Origin of the sequence: Klebsiella sp. M5al (assembly GCF_002090195.1) — a bacterium.
GTDB lineage: Bacteria > Pseudomonadota > Gammaproteobacteria > Enterobacterales > Enterobacteriaceae > Klebsiella > Klebsiella grimontii.
The window spans coordinates 5,481,594-5,503,047 of the sequence record NZ_CP020657.1; the positions used below are offsets into that span (position 1 = coordinate 5,481,594).

At 54.2% G+C, this 21,454-nt stretch carries 20 protein-coding genes and 1 riboswitch; of the genes, 15 read left to right on the top strand and 5 right to left on the bottom strand.

What is annotated here, in order from left to right; genetic code table 11:
• Position 1: 1 nt before the first annotated feature.
• The gene (arnB, locus tag BWI76_RS26485) at positions 2–1,141 is read right to left on the bottom strand and encodes a UDP-4-amino-4-deoxy-L-arabinose aminotransferase (RefSeq protein ID WP_049087057.1); all 1,140 of its coding nucleotides are present in this window, start codon (positions 1,139–1,141) and stop codon (positions 2–4) included.
• A gap of 401 nt (positions 1,142–1,542) precedes the next feature.
• A complete protein-coding gene (locus BWI76_RS26490; protein WP_024359806.1) occupies positions 1,543–2,049 on the bottom strand; it encodes a phenolic acid decarboxylase in 507 nt (168 codons plus the stop codon).
• Positions 2,050–2,146: 97 nt separating this feature from the next.
• Here BWI76_RS26490 and BWI76_RS26495 point away from each other — a divergent pair, with 97 nt between their 5' ends.
• The 8 genes from BWI76_RS26495 to BWI76_RS26530 all read left to right on the top strand — a co-directional run bounded on the left by BWI76_RS26495 (position 2,147) and on the right by BWI76_RS26530 (position 10,095).
• Entirely contained in the window at positions 2,147–3,007 is an 861-nt protein-coding gene (locus BWI76_RS26495; protein WP_024359805.1) for a LysR family transcriptional regulator, read from the top strand.
• A gap of 374 nt (positions 3,008–3,381) precedes the next feature.
• Positions 3,382–4,950 carry a nickel ABC transporter substrate-binding protein gene (nikA, locus tag BWI76_RS26500; RefSeq protein ID WP_064371547.1) on the top strand — a complete coding sequence of 523 codons (1,569 nt, stop codon included), beginning with the start codon at positions 3,382–3,384 and terminating at the stop codon, positions 4,948–4,950.
• Complete coding sequence (nikB, locus tag BWI76_RS26505) at positions 4,950–5,894, top strand: nickel ABC transporter permease subunit NikB (RefSeq protein ID WP_004134764.1); 945 nt, start codon at positions 4,950–4,952, stop codon at positions 5,892–5,894. Before nikA ends, nikB begins: the two co-directional genes overlap by 1 nt.
• Positions 5,891–6,724: a nickel ABC transporter permease subunit NikC gene (gene nikC / locus BWI76_RS26510; protein WP_004134761.1), complete on the top strand. Its 834-nt coding sequence runs from the start codon at positions 5,891–5,893 to the stop codon at positions 6,722–6,724. Before nikB ends, nikC begins: the two co-directional genes overlap by 4 nt.
• Positions 6,724–7,485, top strand: coding sequence for a nickel import ATP-binding protein NikD (gene nikD, locus BWI76_RS26515; RefSeq protein ID WP_064371546.1), 762 nt, complete (start codon positions 6,724–6,726; stop codon positions 7,483–7,485). Before nikC ends, nikD begins: the two co-directional genes overlap by 1 nt.
• A complete protein-coding gene (gene nikE, locus BWI76_RS26520) occupies positions 7,485–8,255 on the top strand; it encodes a nickel import ATP-binding protein NikE (RefSeq protein WP_004134753.1) in 771 nt (256 codons plus the stop codon). The genes nikD and nikE overlap by 1 nt, the downstream gene beginning before the upstream one ends.
• A 5-nt stretch (positions 8,256–8,260) precedes the next feature.
• A complete protein-coding gene (gene nikR / locus BWI76_RS26525; RefSeq protein WP_004134751.1) occupies positions 8,261–8,677 on the top strand; it encodes a nickel-responsive transcriptional regulator NikR in 417 nt (138 codons plus the stop codon).
• A gap of 164 nt (positions 8,678–8,841) precedes the next feature.
• Positions 8,842–9,025, top strand: a riboswitch (M-box (ykoK) riboswitch).
• A gap of 56 nt (positions 9,026–9,081) precedes the next feature.
• Positions 9,082–10,095 (top strand): magnesium transporter, encoded by a 1,014-nt coding sequence (locus BWI76_RS26530; protein ID WP_004134750.1) that lies wholly within the window; start codon positions 9,082–9,084, stop codon positions 10,093–10,095.
• Here BWI76_RS26530 and BWI76_RS26535 read toward each other — a convergent pair.
• Positions 10,061–10,393, bottom strand: coding sequence for a LysR family transcriptional regulator (locus BWI76_RS26535; RefSeq protein WP_071830703.1), 333 nt, complete (start codon positions 10,391–10,393; stop codon positions 10,061–10,063). The genes BWI76_RS26530 and BWI76_RS26535 overlap by 35 nt on opposite strands.
• Before the next feature lie 331 nt (positions 10,394–10,724).
• Here BWI76_RS26535 and BWI76_RS26540 point away from each other — a divergent pair, with 331 nt between their 5' ends.
• The 5 genes from BWI76_RS26540 to BWI76_RS26560 all read left to right on the top strand — a co-directional run bounded on the left by BWI76_RS26540 (position 10,725) and on the right by BWI76_RS26560 (position 17,048).
• The gene (locus tag BWI76_RS26540; RefSeq protein WP_004134748.1) at positions 10,725–11,678 is read left to right on the top strand and encodes a hydroxyacid dehydrogenase; all 954 of its coding nucleotides are present in this window, start codon (positions 10,725–10,727) and stop codon (positions 11,676–11,678) included.
• Positions 11,679–11,688: 10 nt separating this feature from the next.
• Complete coding sequence (locus BWI76_RS26545; RefSeq protein WP_004106638.1) at positions 11,689–12,387, top strand: RraA family protein; 699 nt, start codon at positions 11,689–11,691, stop codon at positions 12,385–12,387.
• Positions 12,388–12,453: 66 nt separating this feature from the next.
• Positions 12,454–13,848 (top strand): DASS family sodium-coupled anion symporter, encoded by a 1,395-nt coding sequence (locus BWI76_RS26550; protein WP_004134744.1) that lies wholly within the window; start codon positions 12,454–12,456, stop codon positions 13,846–13,848.
• 12 nt (positions 13,849–13,860) lie between these two features.
• Positions 13,861–15,024, top strand: a complete 1,164-nt coding sequence (locus BWI76_RS26555) for a metallo-dependent hydrolase (RefSeq protein WP_004134742.1) — start codon at positions 13,861–13,863, stop codon at positions 15,022–15,024.
• A 140-nt stretch (positions 15,025–15,164) separates the two neighbouring features.
• Entirely contained in the window at positions 15,165–17,048 is a 1,884-nt protein-coding gene (locus BWI76_RS26560; protein WP_024359795.1) for a sigma-54-dependent Fis family transcriptional regulator, read from the top strand.
• A 33-nt stretch (positions 17,049–17,081) separates the two neighbouring features.
• Here BWI76_RS26560 and BWI76_RS26565 read toward each other — a convergent pair whose 3' ends face one another.
• Positions 17,082–18,278 carry an NAD(P)/FAD-dependent oxidoreductase gene (locus BWI76_RS26565; protein WP_049100312.1) on the bottom strand — a complete coding sequence of 399 codons (1,197 nt, stop codon included), beginning with the start codon at positions 18,276–18,278 and terminating at the stop codon, positions 17,082–17,084.
• Between the two features lie 230 nt (positions 18,279–18,508).
• On the opposite strand from BWI76_RS26565, the gene pitA reads away from it, so the two are divergent.
• Positions 18,509–20,005, top strand: a complete 1,497-nt coding sequence (gene pitA / locus BWI76_RS26570) for an inorganic phosphate transporter PitA (protein WP_004126266.1) — start codon at positions 18,509–18,511, stop codon at positions 20,003–20,005.
• A gap of 68 nt (positions 20,006–20,073) precedes the next feature.
• Here the strand turns inward: pitA and uspB are convergent, their stop codons facing one another.
• Complete coding sequence (gene uspB, locus BWI76_RS26575; RefSeq protein ID WP_004126267.1) at positions 20,074–20,409, bottom strand: universal stress protein UspB; 336 nt, start codon at positions 20,407–20,409, stop codon at positions 20,074–20,076.
• 380 nt (positions 20,410–20,789) lie between these two features.
• On the opposite strand from uspB, the gene uspA reads away from it, so the two are divergent.
• Positions 20,790–21,227 carry a universal stress protein UspA gene (uspA, locus tag BWI76_RS26580; protein WP_004106650.1) on the top strand — a complete coding sequence of 146 codons (438 nt, stop codon included), beginning with the start codon at positions 20,790–20,792 and terminating at the stop codon, positions 21,225–21,227.
• Positions 21,228–21,454 lie beyond the last annotated feature (227 nt).

The window sequence follows — 21,454 nt, forward strand, 5'->3', positions numbered from 1 at the left end:
ATCAACGTCCTGACAGCTGGTGCAGTGCGGAAATGACCCGAGTGACATCGTCATCGGTCATATCCGGGAACAACGGGATGGAACAAATGCGCGCGCTGTTCCATTCCGTATGCGGTAATGAAACTTCAGGGAAACGCTCGCGGTAATACTTTTGCGTATGCGCCGCGCGGAAGTGCAGGCCGGTGCCAATGCCCATGGCCTTCAGTTTTTCCATCAGGGCATCGCGGCTGATGCCGCAGGCGGCTTCGTCAACGCGGATAATAAACAGGTGCCAGGCGTGCTGATGCTCCCACGACGGCGCCACCAGCGGCCTGAAGGGCGTATCCGCTAGCTCTCGCAGATAGCGTTGCGCGATGGCGGCGCGACGCTGATTGGCGTGGGCGAGCTTGTCCAGCTGCACCAGCGCCAGCGCGGCGTTGATATCCGCGAGATTGTATTTAAAGCCCGGCGAAATCACCTCCGCCTGCGGAGCGCGGCCCAGGGTCTGGCGGTCATAAGCATCGACGCCGAGGCCGTGGAACTTCAGGCTGCGAATACGCGCGGCCAGCTCGTCATCGTCGGTCACCACCAGCCCGCCTTCGGCGCAGGTCATATTTTTGATCGCATGGAATGAGAAAATGGCGGTACCGCGCCAGCCGACGTGGCGGCCTTTGTAGTACGTCCCCGCCGCGTGGGCGGCATCTTCAATCACCGGAATAGCGTGACGCTCGCCAATCGCGCGAATGGCGTCGATATCCGCCGGCGCGCCCGCATAGTGCACAGGGATAATTGCTTTGGTTCGCGGGGTGATTGCCGCTTCAACCGCTTCGGGGGTAATCATCAGATTGTCGGGATCGACATCGATCATCACCGGGGTCGCGCCGAGCAGGCAGATCATGTTCAGCGTGGAGACCCAGGTCTGGGAAGGGGTGATCACTTCATCGCCCGCACCGATACCCAGCGCCATCAGCGTGACGTGCATGCCGCCGGTCGCCGAACTGACGGCGATGGCGTGGCGGTTGCCGGTTAACGTGCAGAACGCCTCTTCCAGCGCCTGATTTTTCGGTCCGGTAGTGATCCAGCCCGATTGCAAAACTTCACGCAGCGCAGCCAGCTCTGCGTCGCCCATCGACGGGCGCGAAAACGGCAAAAAATCGCTCATCATGTTCCTGTTCTGTCAATGACCCGCCGAAAAACGGGGTCGATAAGAAATATCCTGCACCTGCTGACCTAAACAAAATGAAAATGAACGCGAAATCAGCCCGATGGCGCATTTCATTATTTTGTATTCAGATGTTATTAAATTTAGTCAGCTTTGCTTAGGATAATATTAAGAAATTAATATTAATTAGATATGCATAATGATTTTGTTAAAAATCATTTAGATAGAGTGGAATTTATCGTAAAAAAAGGTGCTGTAGCGTTCCCGCCGGACGGAGAAATAGCGGGAACGCATTGGCGAAAAGTAAACGGATGCTCAACCAGATTCTAATAAATCTATCTTTAAACATCGTTCAGGGAATATAAAAAATCCAGGCGAATCACGAAACTATTTCAAAATGATTACAGGTTGCCAGGAAAATTGTCAGGTAATTCGTTAGCCGGGCAATTAATCACTTCGTCGTTATCCGCGCCGCAATCGCGCACAAAAGTGATGGTGGCGAACTCATCAATCACTTCTGTCGGATACGCCGGGCCAGCTTCACGATAAGAGACCATCAGCGGGATATGATCGTTCTGGAAGCAGACGGTTTTCTCCGGATTATTCATTACCCAACGCGGGAAAAAGATGGTGCCGTGAAACAGTTTGTCGCCGAGGTTAACGATCAGGCTCACGTCGGTGCCGGTCGGTTCGGTCCAGGAAATTTTGTAGATGCTTTCGCCGACGCGAACGATGTAAGCGTGCTGATCTTTCACCCAACGATTCGCGACGATACCGCTGTGAATGCGATAATCCAGGGTGGTGCCATTTTTAACGTAAATTTCGTAGTTCCAGCCATTATCGTAGGTATAAACCAGATGTTTGCCGATAAAACCGCTCAGGTCATGTTTGTCGAATGTGCTCATAATCTGTTCTCCTCTATTTGTTGAGAACAAGCATACTGCTTTAAAAAATGGATGAATAACGCTATGTTTGGATTAAACTCATTCACTTTTTAGATAGATTATGCACAAGACTACGCTGGAACAATGGGCGCTGCTGGAGAAAGTGGTCGAGCTGGGTAGCTTCGCGAAGGCGGCGGACGAGACCCACCGCAGCCAGTCGTCGGTGAGCTATAATCTCGCCCTATTGCAGGAGCGCCTCGGCGTCACGCTGCTCACGCCATCGGGACGCCGCGCGGTGCTGACCCCGGCAGGCGAGCTGCTGCTCGGTCAGGTTAAGCCGCTGCTGCAGGCCTTCGCTTACGTCGAAACCCATGCCGCTACCCTACGTGACGGCGCCCGGACCCGGCTGGATCTGGTGGTCGACAGCATTTTCCCACGCGAACGGCTGTTCGCCATTCTGCGCCAGTTTCAGCAGCGCTACCCGCAAACTCAGGTCAGGCTGACCGAAGTGCTGGAAAACGTTGAGGAAGAGCTTCCGGCCCGCAGCGAGGCGGATGTGATGGTGCTGACCCGTCGTCAGGATATTACCGGCCGCGGCGAATGGCTGATGAATATTGATTTTGTCGCCGTCGCCCATCGCGATCACCCGCTATCCGCCCTCGAAGGGCCGCTGGATGATAACGCGCTGGCTCCCTGGCCGCTGGTGCGCATCGCCGATCGCGGCAACGACCCGCAGTCCGCCCGCGACGCGTGGACGTTTTCCACTATTGATGCCGCCATCGATGCGGTGCTGTATCAGGTTGGGTTTGGCTGGCTGCCGGAAGAGCGTATTCGCCCACAGCTTCAACAAGGGGTGCTGAAAGCGCTGCCGCTGGGACACGGCGCGCGGCGGGCAACGCCGCTGCACCTGATCGTGAAGCGTGATTTAACGCCTATTGATGAGCAGGTCGCCACGCTGTTGGATCTGTTCAGAACGCCCTGATGGGCCTGTTTTACCCGGCTCGCGCTGCGCTTAGCCGGGCTACAGGTTCACCGCCGTCTGCGGAACATTCTGCCTCTCTGCGCTCTGCTCCCGGGGGCGGCGCTTGGCGCGCCTTGCCCGGGCTACAGGTTCACCGCCGTCTGCGGGCCGGTAGCCCGGACAGATGCGCAGCATCGCCTCCGGGAAATGTGCCGAAGCTGATGCTTCCCGGCTTGCGCTGCGTTTAGCCGGGCTGCAGGCTGGTTCGCCATCTCATACAGCCAAAAGAGCGATATCGTTTTCTTATACTTTCAGGCGCTATATTGATCCAGCTTACGCCGAAAGTATGATGAATCATTAAAATCGTCATACTTTCCTGTCGCTGAGAAAAAGCCTTGTCTATTATACGCACCACGCTGCTGGCGCTACTCGCCTGCGTTCCTTTGCTGGCCCCCGCCGCGCCGAATGACATCACCACCGCATGGCCGGTCAACGTGGGGCCGCTCAACCCGCACCTCTACACGCCCAATCAGATGTACGCCCAAAGCATGGTGTATGAACCGCTGGTGAAGTATCAGGCGGATGGCTCGGTGAAGCCCTGGCTGGCCACAAGCTGGAGGCACTCGGAGGACGGCAAAGTCTGGACCTTCACCCTGCGCGATGACGTAACATTCTCCAACGGCGAAGCGTTTGACGCCGTTGCGGCGGCGGAGAACTTTCGCGTGGTGCTCGATAACCGCCAGCGCCACGCCTGGCTGGAGCTGGTCAATCAGATCGTCGATGTCAAAGCGCTCGACAAAAGCCATCTGCAAATCACCCTGAAAAGCGCCTATTACCCGTTCTTACAGGAGCTGTCGCTGCCGCGTCCTTTCCGCTTTATCGCTCCGTCGCAGTTCAAAGACAATGAGACCCTGCGCGGCATTAAAGCGCCGATTGGCACCGGTCCGTGGGTACTGAAGGAATCAAAACTCAATCAGTATGACGTGCTGGTGCGTAACGACCGCTACTGGGGTGAAAAGCCGCACATTCAAAAGATTACCGTCAAGGTGATCCCGGACCCGACCACCCGCGCGGTGGCGTTTGAAACCGGCGATATTGATCTGCTCTACGGCAACGAAGGACTGCTGCCGCTCGACACCTTTGCCCGCTTCAGCCACAACCCGGCCTACCGCACCCAGCTTTCCCAGCCGATAGAAACGGTGATGCTGGCGCTGAACTCCGCCAAAGCCCCCACCAACGAGCTCTCGGTACGTGAAGCGCTGAACCATGCGGTGAATAAAAAATCGCTGATTGATAACGCCCTGTACGGCACCCAGCAGGTTGCCGATACGCTGTTCGCCCCCACCGTGCCCTATGCCGATATTGGCCTGAAGCCGCGTCGCTACGATCCGCAGCAGGCGAAGACGTTGCTGGAAAAAGCGGGCTGGGTACTGCCTGCAGGGAAAGATATTCGCGAGAAAAACGGCCAGCCGCTGCGCGTTGAGCTGTCGTTTATCGGCACCGACGCGCTGAGCAAATCGATGGCCGAAATCATTCAGGCCGATATGCGCCAGGTTGGCGTCGACGTGGCGCTGGCCGGCGAGGAAGAAAGCAGTATTTATGCCCGTCAGCGCGATGGTCGCTTCGGCATGATTTTCAACCGCACCTGGGGCGCGCCGTACGATCCGCACGCCTTTATGAGTTCAATGCGCGTGCCATCGCACGCCGATTTTCAGGCGCAGCAGGGTTTAGCCGACAAACCGGTTATTGATAAAGAGATTGGCGAGGTACTGGAAACCCGCGATGAAACGCAGCGTCAGGCGCTGTATCGCGACATTCTGACGCGTCTGCACAACGATGCCGTCTACCTGCCCATCAGCTACGTCTCGATGATGGTGGTCGCCAGGCCGGAGCTGGGCGCGATCCCCTATGCGCCGATCGCGTCTGAAATTCCGTTTGAACAGATTAAGCCGGTGAAACCCTGATGTTACGCTACGCGCTGCGGCGGGTCGCGCTGCTGATACCGATGATCTTCGCCGCTTCGGTGATTATTTTTTTGATGCTCCGCCTGGGCACCGGCGACCCGGCGCTCGACTATTTGCGCCTGTCGAACCTGCCGCCGACGCCGGAGATGGTAGCCTCGACCCGCGCGATGCTGGGGCTGGATCAACCGCTTATCATCCAGTACGGCAGCTGGCTGTGGCGGGCGCTGCAGCTGGATTTTGGCGTTTCGTTCGCCACCCAGCGTCCGGTGCTGGATGACATGCTGAGCTTTCTGCCCGCCACCCTGCAGCTAGCCGGTGCCGCGCTGGTGCTGATCCTCCTCACCTCCGTGCCGCTCGGCATCTGGGCGGCGCGCCACCGCGACCGCCTGCCGGATTTTATTGTGCGGATCATCGCCTTTCTCGGCGTGTCGATGCCCAACTTCTGGCTGGCTTTCCTGCTGGTAATGTTCTTTTCGGTTTACCTGCAATGGCTACCGGCGATGGGCTATGGCGGCTGGCGGCACATCATTCTGCCGGCGGTGTCGATTGCCTTTATGTCGCTGGCGATCAACGCCCGTCTGCTGCGCGCCAGCATGCTGGAAGTCGCCGGGCAGCGTCACGTAACCTGGGCCAGACTGCGCGGCCTGAACGCTAAGCAAACCGAGCGTCGCCATATTCTGCGCAACGCCTCGCTGCCGATGATTACCGCCGTGGGAATGCATATCGGCGAGCTGATTGGCGGCACGATGATTATCGAGAATATCTTTGCCTGGCCCGGCGTGGGCCGCTACGCCGTCTCGGCGATTTTTAACCGCGACTACCCGGTCATTCAGTGTTTTACCCTGATGATGGTGATCGTTTTTGTGGTTTGTAACCTGATGGTTGATCTACTGAACGCCGCGCTGGACCCGCGCATTCGCCGCCATGAAGGAGCGCGCTCGTGAACTTTTTCTTCTCTTCACGCGGGTCAGTCCGCATATCTTTGCTCATCATCGCCCTGCTGGCGATCGTTGCCCTCACCAGCCAGTGGTGGTTGCCGTACGATCCGCAGGCCATCGATCTGCCTTCGCGCCTGCTGCCGCCCGGCGGCCAGCATTGGCTCGGCACCGATCATCTGGGGCGCGATATCTTCTCGCGCCTGCTGGCGGCGACCCGCGTATCGCTTGGCTCGGTAATGGCCTGCCTACTGCTGGTGCTGGCGCTGGGGCTCATCGTCGGCGGCAGCGCCGGGCTTATCGGCGGCCGCGTCGATCAGGCCACCATGCGCGTCGCGGATATGTTTATGACCTTCCCGACCTCAATCCTCTCTTTCTTTATGGTAGGGGTACTGGGAACCGGGCTGACCAACGTGATTATCGCCATCGCCCTGTCGCACTGGGCGTGGTATGCGCGGATGGTGCGCAGCCTGACGATCTCCCTGCGCCAGCGCGAGTTTGTGCTCGCCGCGCGGCTTTCCGGCGCGGGCCATATTCGGGTATTTATCGACCATCTTGCCGGTGCGGTGCTCCCCTCGCTGCTGGTGCTGGCGACCCTGGATATCGGGCATATGATGCTGCACGTCGCCGGGATGTCGTTTCTCGGCCTCGGCGTCACCGCGCCCACCGCCGAATGGGGAGTGATGATTAATGACGCCCGCCAGTATATCTGGACCCAGCCGCTGCAAATGTTCTGGCCGGGGCTGGCGCTGTTTATCACCGTCATGGCCTTCAACATGGTGGGCGACGCGCTGCGCGATCGCCTGGATCCCCACCTGATCGCGGAGCACGCCCACTGATGCCGCAACACATTGAACTGCAAAACATCGTCTTACAGGCTGAGCGTGCGCTGGTGCACGGCGTTTCATTGACGATCAAACGTGGGCGTGTGCTGGCGCTGGTTGGCGGCAGCGGCAGTGGCAAATCGCTGACCTGTGCCGCAGCGCTGGGCATTTTGCCTCCCGGCGTGCGGCAAACAGCGGGAACCATTCTTGCCGACGGCAAGCCGGTTTCTCCCTGCGCGCTGCGCGGCAGCAAAATCGCCACCATTATGCAGAACCCGCGCAGCGCTTTTAATCCGCTGCGGACAATGGCCGATCACGCGCGGGAAACCTGCCGGGCATTGGGTAAAGCAGCAGACGACGCCACGCTTATTGCGGCGCTGGAGGCCGTCGGACTGGAGAACGCGCCGCGCGTGCTGAAGTTATACCCATTTGAGATGAGCGGCGGCATGCTGCAGCGGATGATGATTGCCATGGCGCTGCTGTGCGATGCGCCGTTTATCGTTGCCGACGAACCCACCACCGATCTCGACGCGGTGGCCCAGGCGCGCATTCTCGATCTGCTGGTAAATATTATGCAAAACCGCGGACCCGGGATGCTGCTGGTGACGCATGATATGGGCGTCGTGGCGCGGCTGGCGGACGATGTGGCGGTGATGGATAACGGCTGCATTGTAGAACAGGGCGATGTTGACTCTCTGTTTCGCGCCCCGCAGCACGGCGTCACCCGCGGTCTGGTGGCGGCGCATCTCGCCCTCTATGGTCTGGAGCTGGCCTGATGACATTACTGAGCGTATCCGCGATTAGCCATCAATATACCGATTTAAAGGTACTAAAAGAGGTCTCTTTGGCGCTGAAAAGCGGCGAAACCGTGGCCCTGCTGGGACGCAGCGGCTGCGGGAAAAGCACCCTGGCGCGCCTGCTCGTTGGCCTGGAATCGCCCACTCAGGGCAGCGTCTGCTGGCGGGGAGAACCGCTCTGCCGGCTCAATCGCGCTAAGCAAAAGGCGTTCCGGCGGGATATTCAGATGGTGTTTCAGGACGCCATCAGCGCGGTCAATCCGCGTAAAACCGTACGCGAGATTTTGCGTGAACCTATGCGTCATCTGCTGTCGTTGACCAAAGCGGAGCAGCTGGCCCGTGCCAGCGCAATGCTCAAGGCGGTGGATCTCGACGATAGCGTGCTGGATAAGCGCCCCCCGCAGCTGAGCGGCGGACAGCTGCAGCGCGTCTGCCTGGCGCGGGCGCTGGCGGTAGAACCGAAGTTACTGATCCTTGATGAGGCGGTTTCTAACCTCGACCTGGTGATCCAGGCGGGCGTTATTCGTCTGCTCAAAAATCTCCAGCAACAATTCGGCACCGCCTGCCTGTTTATCACCCACGATTTACGCCTGGTAGAGCGCTTTTGTCAGCGGGTGATGGTGATGGATGAGGGGCAAATCGTTGAGACACAGGCCGTGGGCGACGCATTAACTTTTTCCTCTGACGCCGGTCGCGTGTTACAAAATGCGGTACTTCCCGCCTTTCCCGTGCGCAGAAATAAGGTTTAAGCCAGATGCAACGTATTACCATTACTCTCGACGACGATTTACTCGACACGCTGGATAACCTCAGCCAGCGCCGCGGCTACAACAACCGTTCCGAAGCGATCCGCGATATTCTGCGCGGCGCGCTGGTCCAGGAAACCACTCAGGAGCACGGTATCCAGGGCTTCGCAGTGCTCTCCTATGTTTACGAGCATGAAAAGCGCGATCTCGCCAGCCGTTTAGTCTCCACCCAGCATCACCATCACGATCTCTCCGTCGCCACTCTGCATGTGCATATTAATCATGACGATTGTCTGGAAATTGCCGTGCTGAAGGGGGACATGGGCGACGTTCAGCATTTTGCCGATGATGTTATCGCCCAGCGCGGCGTGCGCCACGGCCATTTGCAATGCCTGCCGACGGAGAAGGAATCCCCCCACTCATAAACTGTGCGCGGCGATAAACGGCTTTTTAACTCGCGAGCGGGCTAATGCGATCATGCTGGCTCGTTGGCCCATGCGCCTCGTAGCGGTTTTTCTCAACCATTAATAAACCATATGAATTATACGCTTGGTGAATTATCTCTCTTCGCTAATAATCACGCCTCATTTAACGATCTCGTTATGGCGAGGCTCCTGCATAAACATAAGTTACCGCCCTGTTGGTATCGAGAGAGACCACTCAGGGAAATACAGGCTTCCATCGAATCAAGGTGTTGCCAAGGTAACTTCTGACGGCGTTCATGCCGGACAGATACGTTGTGCAGTGCTAAAACCAGGACGTAGGGATCTGCCTGTGCTCATCCTGTCTTGTTCGCCCCTATGAGTGATTTTTTATAGGGAATTAAACCATGTCTTCCATTCAACTGTGCGCCGCACGCCACGCCACCTCAGCTTTCGACGGCGACGCGATCGCCCAGTACATGCGTACCGATTTCATCACCCTGCCGGAACATCTCAGCGTGCATGAAGCCCGTGAGCTGTTCGTTTCTCAGCTGGCCAGCGATGAGATCCCCGGCCAGGTTTTTGTCGTCGCCGGAAAAAAACTGCGCGGCAGTTTATCGATAAAAAAGCTGCTGCAGGAGAGCGATACCGCGCAATCCATTCGTTATTTAATGGATAGCTGCCTGTTTCGCGTCAGGCCCGACGATCCGCGCCCGCAGGTAGTCGCCGAACTCGGCGAGCGCGGGCTCGATCTGGTGCCGGTAGTCGAAAAGGGCGAGCTGGTCGGCTGCCTGATGGAAAAAGAGATTGCGCATCTGCTGGAAGATGACGTAACCGAGGATGCTCAGCGCCAGGGGGCGACGCTGCCGCTGGAAAAGCCCTATCTGGAAACCAGCCCGTGGGCGCTATGGAAAAAACGTTCGGTATGGCTGCTGCTGCTCTTTGTCGCCGAAGCCTACACCAGCAGCGTGTTACAGCATTTTGAAGAGGCGCTGGAATCGGCTATCGCGCTGGCCTTTTTCATTCCACTGCTGATTGGTACCGGCGGCAACAGCGGAACGCAGATAACCTCTACGCTTGTGCGTTCGATGGCGCTCGGGGAAGTGCGGCTGCGCGATATGGGACGCGTGATCCGTAAAGAAGTTTCAACCTCGCTGCTGATCGCCATTATGCTCGGCCTGGCGGGCTGCCTTCGCGCCTGGATGATGGGTATCGGCATGGAGATCACCCTGATTGTCAGCCTGACGCTGGTATGCATCACTCTGTGGAGCGCGGTGGTGTCGTCGGTGATCCCCCTGACGCTTAAGCGCCTCGGCATCGACCCGGCGGTGGTCTCAGCGCCTTTTATCGCCACCCTCATCGACGGTACCGGATTAATTATCTATTTTAAAATCGCCCAGTATTTTCTCGGGCTGAACTGATTATTTTGCCCGGCGGTGAAGACTCGCCGGGCCGTTTTATTCCCGCGCGAATATCCGCAATCGCATTGAGTAATCTCAGTAATTCTGGAGCAAGCCGGTAAAAAGCGTGCCCTTTCTCCGTTAGAGTAACTTTTCTGATATTCCTGCCGCGCGTAATCAGGTTAAAACCCAGTTCATTTTCAAGCGCACATACGCTGGTTGTTATCAACGAAGGCACAATACCCAACCGCTGCGATGCAATATGAATACTCCCCTCCCGAACCATCAGCATGAATATCTCCACCTGTGATTTATTCATTGCCAAAATTCCTCCTGATCAAACCTTTGGTTACGTTTTAAGTTGTCCGGCACGCAATGTCAATCGGTACAAACGGTCCCTCCGCCATACAAATAAAATAAAGTGTGAAGCTGACCGATCGTGCATTTAATTATGCATTTCAGCCATTTCATTATTAAATACACGACCTCGAGGCGGTGTCCGAGGATGTGAAGGACATCACCAAAAGCCAGCGAAGCAAAAAACAAAATAAACATATTTATCAAGTAATTATGAAAAACATCCCGCCTGAATTAATTTATGGCACACGCCATGCAATTACCTCCACGTAATCAACACTGGAGATAGTTAAATGACGTACAAAATTTTACTCCCGCAGGAAATTATGGCGGAAGGAAGAGAATATCTGGAAAGCCGAGGTTATCAACTGATTAACGGCTCAGGGATGGAAGAAGAAGATATCATTCGCGACATCGGAGATTGCGACGGTATTATCGTACGCCTTTCAAAAATGTCCGATCGCGTATTTGAGGCGGCTAAAAAGCTGAAAGTCGTTGCACGACACGGTGCCGGTTACGATACGGTCGATCTGGAGTCAGCGAAACGTCACGGCGTAGTCGTATTAAATGCGCCAATTGCTAATAGCATGTCCGTTGCCGAACTGGCCATATTTTATATGCTGCACTGCTCGCGTAATTTCAAGCTGGTACAGGAAAAGATGCTTGAAGATTATTACTGGGCAAAATTGCGCACGCCAAAAGTGGAACTGGATGGTAAAACGCTGGGCCTGATTGGCGTGGGAAATATCGGTTCACGCGTGGCAATCAAAGCGCTGCATGGCTTTAATATGAAAGTTATCGCCTACGATCCGTATAAAACCCAGCAGCAGATCCCCGAAGGCGTAGAGCTTACCGACGATTTTGACCGTATTTTCACAGAGAGCGACTTCGTTTCTCTGCACTGCCCGACGACCGCGGAAACCACCGATTTTGTTGGTGAGAAACAGTTTTCCATGATGAAACCCAGCGCCTACTTCATTAATACCGCACGCGGAAAGCTGGTTGATGAAAAAGCGCTGTATCACGCCTTGAGCACCCACGCTATCGCCGGAGCGGGCGTGGACGTCTTAAAGAAAGAGCCGTTTGATGCCAACGATCCGATTTTCTCGCTAAGCAATATCGTGATTGCCCCGCACATTGGCGCCGCCACTATCGAAGCGACCGACAGAGCCTCGCTCCATTCCGCAATTGGCATTGATGAAGTCTTATCCGGTAAGAAACCGTCCTGGCCGGTCCCGGGTTTTTAAGGAGAAAAACATGACTATTGGTAACCGTATTTTTTTAAAACGTCCGGCCTGCAGCGTCGATCTTCTTAAAGAATTTGAACAGCTCCCGGCGGCGAATATTGCTGACACCATGAATCGTATTGCCGTACTGGGTAACGGGATTAAACGTATTTCTTCGCCGAAAAAACCGATTATGGCGGGCTTCGCCATCACCGTAAAAGTTCGCGCGGGCGATAACCTGATGCTGCACGCCGCGCTGGATATGGCGGGTGAGAACGATGTGATTGTGGTCTCCAACGAAGGCGACCGTTCGCGAGCGCTGATGGGCGAGATCATGGTGGCCTACGCCCACTGCATGAAGAAAGTCGCCGGTATCGTGCTGGACGGGCCAATCCGTGACATCGATGCGCTGTCGGTTCTCGATTTTCCGCTGTTCGCCACCGGCTCCAACCCCGCAGGCCCGTTTAAACAAGGTCCGGGCGAGGTGAACACGCCGATCGCCGTTGGCGGCGTCGCGGTTTGTCCGGGCGACCTGATCGTCGGCGATGCGGATGGCGTGATTGTTATCCCCCTCGGTGACGCAGAAGCCGTACTAAATAAAGCCAAAGATTATGCAAAATTCGATGCCAGCAAAGTAGAGGCCGCGAAAAACGGCACCGCGAATCGCCTTTGGGTCAAAAAATCACTGGATGAGACAGGCGTTGAGTTTATCGACGACATGTATCGTTAATTTGATTAAATAATATCAGGCCGCGGTGCCCTGACGGGCCGTGGCTTTAAAGCAAAGGTAATAAAAATGCTTTATTTAAAACTCTTGCCCATTATCTTTTTTCCCGTTTTATTTTGGATAATACCGCACCCGGAAGGCGTCGCCGCACCGACCTGGCACATGGTTGGCATCTATCTGGCGATGCTGTGCGGACTGGTTTTACGTCCGTTTACCGATGCGGTCATTATGCTGATTATTCTCGGGTTTGCCTCTCTGGTTCTCGACCCTGCTCCTCTGTTTGCGGGTTTTGGTAGCCCGATGGTCTGGTTTATCATCAGCGCCTTTATTATTTGCAAAGCGTTTGTCATTACCGGTCTGGGTAAACGTATCGCCTATCTGTTGCTAAAACGCTACGGTAAAAATACCCTCACCCTGGGTTATCTGATGATGGTGACGGATACCGTACTGGCCCCGGCAACGGGTTCAAATATGTCCCGTTCCGGAGGCATTACCTATCCCATCTTCAGGAATATCGCCGAAGCGCTGGGCTCGAAGCCCGACGACGGTAGCCGGAAAATCGGCGCCTATCTGACCATCCTGATGTACGTCGTCTCAATGGGAACCTCCAGCCTGTTTCTGACGGGGATGGCGACCAACTCAATTACCGTCTCGCTGGCCAACGAGATCATGAAAGTGAATCTCGAATGGATGACCTGGTTTAAAGCCGCCGTAGTGCCAGCCGGACTGGTGCTGCTGCTCGCGCCGTGGATACTGTATAAAATCTACGCGCCAGAACTGAAAGTTATCGATAACGTCAATGAAATTGCCGAGAAGGGTCTGTGTGAGCTCGGTCCGGTAAAACGAGAAGAGAAGCTGCTGATCGTATTCTTTATTCTGGGCGTACTCGGCTGGATGACGGGTTCCATCACCGGTATCGCCTTTATTCCCGTCGGCCTGGCTTTCCTCGCCTGCCTGCTGCTTTTCGGCGTACTGAGCTGGAATGACGTGGTGAGCGAAAAATCGGCCTGGCAGACCTTCGTCTGGTACGGCGCGTTTTATGGGTGCGCGGTTGCGCTATCAAAAGGCGGGTTCTATGTCTTCCTGGTCGACGTCATCAAAAACTATCTCGACCTGTCACACCTGAATGAAATCAGCGCGATTGCCGTGCTGGTCTTTATCAGCCTTGCCGTCCGCTATTTCTTTGTCTCTAATAGCGCGTTCGTCGTCTCATTCTACCCGGTACTTTTTACCCTGGGAATGACGACTCAGGCGCATCCTATGTACGTGGCGCTATCTCTGGCCTTCTCCGCAGGCTATGGCGCATTGCTTACGCATTATGGCAATGGCGCCGGCGTATTTACGTTCTCCAGCGGCTACGTCCCACAAAAAACGTTCTGGATGCTGGGCACCATCATGGTGGTGGTCAACGTATTAATCTTTTTCCTGATCGGCATACCCTACTGGAAGTTTATTGGCATTTAACAGGAGCATAAAATGAAACTGGATATTCTGATTAAAAATGGTCTGGTCGCCGATCTTGATAGCCGCGATTATATTAATCGCAATATTGGCATCATCGGCGATCGTATCGTTGACTTGAATGCCGTTGATGATTTGCAGGCCGAAACGGTGATTGATGCCGCGGGTTGTATCGTGCTGCCTGGCTTAATCGACTTCCATGGCCATGTTTTTCATGGCGGAACCGCCATCAGCGTTAACCCTGATATCGTATGCTTGCCTAATGGGGTCACCAGTATGGTCGATGCCGGCAGCAGCGGCTGGGTAAATTATCAGCTTTTTCGCAATAGCGTGATTCATCCTGCCATGGTGAAAATCAAAAGCTATTTGAACGTGGTCAACGTTGGGCTTTCTACCCTCGGCGGCGGCCCGACCGGTTATCTGGAAAATACCAATCCGGCAAATTACAACGAGGAGAAGATAGCGCAAACGCTGAATGGCAACAGAGACAATATTCTCGGCTTGAAACTACGCTACAGCCAGGATATCGCCAAAGGGAAACAGTACGCCAGCGACCCGCTTCTCTCTACCGTCTCCCTGGCGCGTAAACTCGATACCACGATTTGCGTTCACGTCACGGATTCTCTTCTCTGCGCCGATGAACTGATCCGCTATTTTAATGCCGATGATATTTATGCGCACTGCTTCCACGGCACCGGCCACTCGATTCTTAATGAACAGGGCGAGGTCTATGCGGCGATAAAAGAGGCGCAGTCCCGGGGCGTTATCTTTGACTGTTCAAACGGCGTGGCCCACTTTGATTTTCACGTTGCCAGAACCGCCATGGAGCAAGGATTTTATCCGGATATCATCAGTACCGATCTCACTTTGCGAAATAGCTTACGGACGGATAAGGTTTACAGCCTACTCCACGTCATGTCGAAATATCTCAACATGGGAATGTCCTTCTTCGATGTTGTTCGCGCGGTAACCGCTACGCCCGCTCGCCTGATGAAGATGCAGGGGCAAATTGGTACCCTGGCGCCCGGCGCTTTTGCTGACGTTTCGATTGTTAAACTGCAAAAAGAGAAGATTGTTTTTGAAGATACTCAGGGCGTTAAAATTGAAGGCGACCGTTACATTGATAACTGCGCTACCCTGTGTAATGGTCAAATTGTCTACCGCCGCCTGCGCTTCTAGTCGCTAATTATTAAGCCTTACGCCTACATCGGCGTAAGGCTTTTATTCTGAATCACGCATAATATGACTTCCCTCATTGATTCTCCTCGCTCTCATCATATACTAAGACTTGCCTACCCTGATGTCTGCGAGAATAATGCATGAATAATAATGAAATTGTTATCTTTTCAGTTTCCAGGACAATAACCCAACGAATTATGAATGTCCTTATTGAAAGGAAACTCGATATCCCCGTGTTTGAATTTCGTTATTCAGATGTTCTCGATAAAGCCCATGAGATGATTCAATCCGGCACTAAGATAATTATTAGCCGGGGCGGTACCGCCGCACTTTTGCGTAGCAACATTACTATCCCTGTCATTGAAATCGCCCATGATTTCCATGGCGTTTATCGCATCTTACAGGAAGCCAACAGCAAATCGCAAAAAATTGCCGCCGTTGGTTTCCCGCAGTTTTGTAGCGCCTTACGCCATTACCAAAACATGACTAATGAAGAGTTTAAAATTTGCCAGGTTTACAACCATCACGATATTGAAAATGTTATAAAAAATCTTTCGGAGAATAATTATCATACCGTAATCGGCGGGCTGACCGTTGCTGAAATGGCGCAAAAATATCACCTCAATGCTATTATGGGTGATACCGATAATATTTCCATTGAGCAGGCCATCAATGAAGCTCACAGTTTATTGAAATACATTAATCGAGAACACAGCAAACTGATCATGAGCCACTCAGCATTGAATCAGGCGCGTGAAGGTATTATGTGCATCGATCAGCTTGGTGAAATTATCAATATCAACGCCACCGGCGTGGCATTATTCCAATGTCAAGCTGGAGATAAAATATTCAAAAAAGAAGCTTTTAAAGAGATCTACGCCAGCATTATTAATGAATTAGACATCAAAGAGCAGGCTATAGACATCAACGGCGTAACGATTCATATTTCCGTGCGCCACTTTTCTAACCGAAAAATATCTTATGCCGTTATTACGGGGTTAAGCCAGGAGAGTACGCTTTGGCAAAACAGCGTCAACAAAAAAAGTAAGCTCCGCGGTTTTTCCACCACCTGGTCTTTCGATGATATTATTGGTCAGTCTCCAGCAATACTCGATGTCATAAAAAAAGCCAAACTGTGCGCCCGCCATGAACTTCCCATCCATATTTTGGGCGATACCGGCACGGGCAAAGAGCTTTTCGCCCAGAGTATTCATAACCATAGCGCCAGAAGCCATAGCCCTTTTATCGCGATTAACTGCGCGGCCATCCCTGAGGGTATTCTGGAAAGCGAACTCTTTGGCTATGCCGACGGCGCATTTACCAGCGCGCGTAAGGGCGGAAAACCGGGGGTGTTTGAAATGGCGATGAACGGCACGGTGTTTATCGATGAAATCAGCGAAGCGCCGCTATCGGTACAGGTCAAACTGCTGCGCGTATTGCAGGAGAAGCAGTTTTCTCGTCTCGGCGGCGATACGCTTATTACCGCCGATTTTCGCCTGATCACCGCCAGCAATAAGGATCTACGCCCGCTCGTCGCCAGCGGTGAGTTCAGGCAGGATCTGTACTATCGAATCAATATTCTTGAGTTGAGTCTACCGGCCTTATGCCAGCGACCGGGCGATATCATGCCGTTGATTCAGCACCTGCTTCATCAACAGGGTAAGCAAATAACCTTTACCCCCGATGCGGTGGATTTTTTGCATGGTTATCGCTGGCCTGGCAACATTCGTGAACTCCAGGCGGTGATCTACCGACTCATCGTCCTGGTGGATATTGATCGAGTGAGCAAAGAGATTTTGCTGCAGGTCAGTCAAATATCGCCGGATGACGACAATGAGGGCTCTCACCTCCCGGCCACGGGCGTGACATCAGATGAAACCGATTTATTAAAGAAACAAGAGAAACGGCTGATTACCCATGTCATAGAAAAAACCGACGGGGACAGGACCAAAGCCTCGGTGATGCTCGGCATCAGCCCCACGACCCTATGGCGCAAATTAAAGCAGCACAATATCAGCGGATAAGGCGGAGCCGGGTCTGCTGATACAGAGCAGGAATTATTTCTGTTCCGCTAAAGCCTGCGCGCATGCCCAGGCTGATGCCCACGCCCACTGGAAGTTATAGCCGCCCAGCCAGCCGGTAACGTCCATCACTTCGCCGATAAAGTACAGACCGGGCACCCTGCGGGCTTCCATGGTGCGCGAAGAGAGCTCATTCGTATCGACGCCGCCGAGGGTTACCTCCGCCGTGCGATAGCCTTCGGTGCCATTCGGCTGGACGCGCCATGCGGTCAACGTCTCCACCAGCGCCTGCTGCTCACGAACGTTAAGCTGTTTCAGGGTGACATCCGGAAGCTGGCCCAGCTGCTGTAAGCACTCAACCAGCCGCTTCGGCAGCTGCATCGCGAGGGTGTTTTTCAGGCTTTGATTGGGATGCGCCGCGCGCTGCTCGTCGAGGAAGTCATCAAGATGGCAATCCGGCAGCAGATTGATGCTGACGAATTCTCCCGGCTGCCAGTAGCTGGAAATTTGCAATACCGCCGGTCCGGACAGCCCACGGTGGGTAAAGAGCAGATTTTCCCGGAAGACGGTACCGTTTTCCGCCGTGATGGTCGACGGTACCGACACCCCGGAAAGCACCTGCAGCTGTTCAAGCAGCGGCTTATGCAAGGTAAACGGCACCAGGCCCGCTCGGGTCGGCAGCACCTTCAGGCCAAACTGCTCGGCAAGCTTATAGCCGAACGGCGAAGCGCCCAGACCGGGCATGGATAACCCGCCGGAGGCGACCACCAGCTTTTTCGCCGCCACCGTCTCGCCGTTAAGCTGCAGCGTGTAGCCCTCATCATCCCGCTCAACGCTGATAATTTCGCTGCGCAGGCGAATTTCCACGCCGCCTTTTTCACACTCGGCCAGCAGCAGGTTAACGATTTGCTCGGCGGAATCATCGCAGAAAAGCTGGCCCAGGGTTTTCTCATGCCAGGCAATACCGTATTTGCCAACCAGATCGATAAAGTCCCACTGGGTGTAGCGCGCCAGCGCAGATTTGCAAAAATGCGGGTTTTGACTGAGATATGCCGCGGGTTCGATATACATGTTAGTAAAGTTGCAACGGCCACCGCCAGACATCAGGATTTTACGCCCGGGCTTTTTGCCGTTATCGAGTAACAGCACCCGGCAACCTGCCTGCCCCGCCTGCGCCGCACAAAACATTCCCGCCGCTCCGGCGCCGATTACGATGGCATCAAACCTTTCCACACAACATTCCTCATATCCCGATTGTCGGGAATTGTAAATTTTTCACTCTGGTCGCACCAGCCTGAAAAAAAACAGATTTCTGTACCTCATTGAAAGATATAGGAATACTCCCAACAAGGTAAAACTTAAACAGGAAGAAAATCAAAAAAAGTCTATATTTCACTTTGCCCGCGCCGCGAAAGTCACTGATAATGCGCCGCGTTCATGTCCTCAAAATGGCGTAACGTCCTATGCTACATTTATTTGCCGGTCTGGATTTACATACCGGGCTATTATTATTGCTTGCTCTGGCTTTCGTGCTTTTTTACGAAGCGATCAATGGTTTTCATGATACCGCAAACGCTGTTGCAACGGTGATCTACACACGCGCAATGCGGTCGCAGCTTGCTGTGGCGATGGCGGCTCTTTTTAACTTCTTCGGCGTTCTGTTGGGCGGTCTCAGCGTAGCCTATGCCATCGTGCATATGTTGCCGACCGACCTGCTGCTTAACATGGGTTCAGCGCATGGCCTCGCCATGGTCTTTTCCATGCTGCTGGCGGCAATCATCTGGAACCTCGGCACCTGGTACTTCGGCCTTCCGGCTTCCAGCTCGCACACCCTGATCGGCGCGATCATCGGTATTGGTTTAACCAATGCGCTGATGACCGGCACGTCGGTGGTGGATGCGCTGAACATCCCGAAAGTCATGGGTATTTTTGGCTCGCTGATCATCTCGCCAATCGTAGGTCTGGTGGTGGCGGGCGGCCTGATTTTCATTCTGCGTCGCTACTGGAGCGGAACCAAAAAACGCGCCCGTATCCACCTGACCCCCGCCGAGCGTGAAAAGAAAGACGGCAAGAAAAAGCCGCCGTTCTGGACGCGTATTGCGCTAATTCTGTCCGCCATTGGCGTCGCGTTCTCCCACGGCGCGAACGATGGCCAGAAAGGCATTGGCCTGGTGATGCTGGTGCTTATCGGCGTTGCCCCGGCGGGCTTCGTGGTCAATATGAACGCTTCCGGCTACGAAATCACCCGTACCCGCGATGCGGTCAACAACGTGGAAACCTTCTTCCAGCAGCGCCCTGAGCTGTTGAAGAAAGCGACCGGCGCCGAGCAGCTCATTCCGTCTCCGGACGCAGGGGCCGCCGCTAACGGCGAGTTTCACTGCCACCCGGCAAACACCATCAACGCGCTTGACCGCGTGAAGACGATGCTGGCCGGTACCGAAAGCTACGACACGCTCTCCGTTGAGCAGCGTAGCCATCTGCGCCGTATTATGCTCTGCATCTCCGACACCACCGATAAAGTGGCTAAACTGCCGGAAGTGAATGCTGACGATAAGCGTCTACTGAAGAAGCTGAAAACCGATATGCTGAGCACCATCGAGTATGCGCCAATCTGGATTATTATGGCGGTTGCTCTGGCGCTGGGAATCGGCACCATGATCGGCTGGCGTCGCGTGGCGACCACTATCGGCGAGAAAATCGGTAAGAAAGGGATGACCTATGCGCAGGGTATGTCAGCGCAGATGACCGCAGCCGTATCGATTGGTCTGGCGAGCTATACCGGGATGCCGGTTTCCACCACCCACGTGCTCTCCTCCTCGGTAGCGGGGACGATGCTCGTTGATGGCGGCGGCCTGCAGAAGAAAACCGTCACCAGCATCCTGATGGCCTGGGTGCTCACCCTGCCCGCAGCGATTCTGCTGTCCGGTGCGCTGTACTGGCTCTCGCTGCAGTTTATCTAAGCGGGTATCAGTCAGAAGAGAGACAAACGGGTCAGGAAACTGGCCCGTTTTTTTTGCCTGCCGTAAAGCTAGTGCCAGATAGCCAGGGCAATCATGCTGACCACCACCAGGCCGCATAGCGCGCTGGTGAGGATAAACTGCCGACGAACCCGCTCGCAGCGGCGGATAAACTCATCGTCATGGTGATCGCGGTAGCGCTGAGCGTAGATATACCACACCAGGCGCATCTGTTTGCTGGGCTGCCCGTGCGACGTAAAAAAACCGCCGCCGTCGACATATTGATAGAGCAAAGGGTCACAACCACGTAGCACAACAAGCAATGCACGCAGCGACGAGAAGTAGCGTGCCATATTCACTACACATACGATACACAGGGCCCAAAACAGCGCAATAGTGCTGATCATACCTCCTCCCCGGCGACCCGTCCTCGGAGGCTCCCTCCGGGACTACCGCTCCCCAATAGCAAACCGACTGTACAGTAAAAGAGTGCGATTCCGATCACGTTTATTTATCCGACCGGCTCATTAAATAGTGTAGGAGATCAGTTAATTTTTTTACCACAACGTTAATCATTATCAATGCATAAGTCGGATATATTTGTTTAACTATTCGCTGAACAAGGTGGATTGACGGATCGCGAGGGGCGCTATAAGGTAGAAATATCTTCTACAATTAGGTCCTTAAGGACTAGCCCCCGCGAATGTAGCACGCAGGACGCGGGCGAAGCGGCAGCGCTGGCTGTCAGGTCCAACGGTCATCGACAACTTATGGAAGGAGTAACACTATGGCTTACAAACATATTCTTATTGCAGTAGACCTGTCCCCGGAAAGCAAAGTACTGGTAGAAAAAGCCGTTTCTATGGCCCGTCCCTACAATGCAAAAGTTTCCCTGATCCACGTGGATGTGAATTACTCCGATCTCTACACCGGCCTTATTGACGTCAATCTGGGCGACATGCAGAAACGCATCTCTGAAGAAACTCACCACGCGTTAAGCGAGCTGTCGACGAACGCGGGCTACCCGATCACTGAAACCCTCAGCGGCAGCGGCGATCTCGGCCAGGTTCTGGTTGATGCGATTAAAAAATATGATATGGACCTGGTGGTTTGTGGTCACCATCAGGACTTCTGGAGCAAGCTGATGTCCTCAGCGCGTCAGCTTATCAACACCGTTCACGTTGATATGCTGATTGTCCCACTGCGCGACGAAGAAGAGGAATAACAGGACGTTATTTAATCCGCTGATGACCAACGCCCGCTAACGCGGGCGTTTTTGTTTCTCGCCTCACCCGCCGCATAAAAAGCACATACGTCCAAATAATTGCCACAATGCCAGACTGATCAACCATTTCACAGGCAATTTACCCATATAATAATTTGTTAACAGCCATAAACATCATATCATTACGCAAAATAAAGCTTTTTCAGCGCGTTTTGGCATACGCGTTC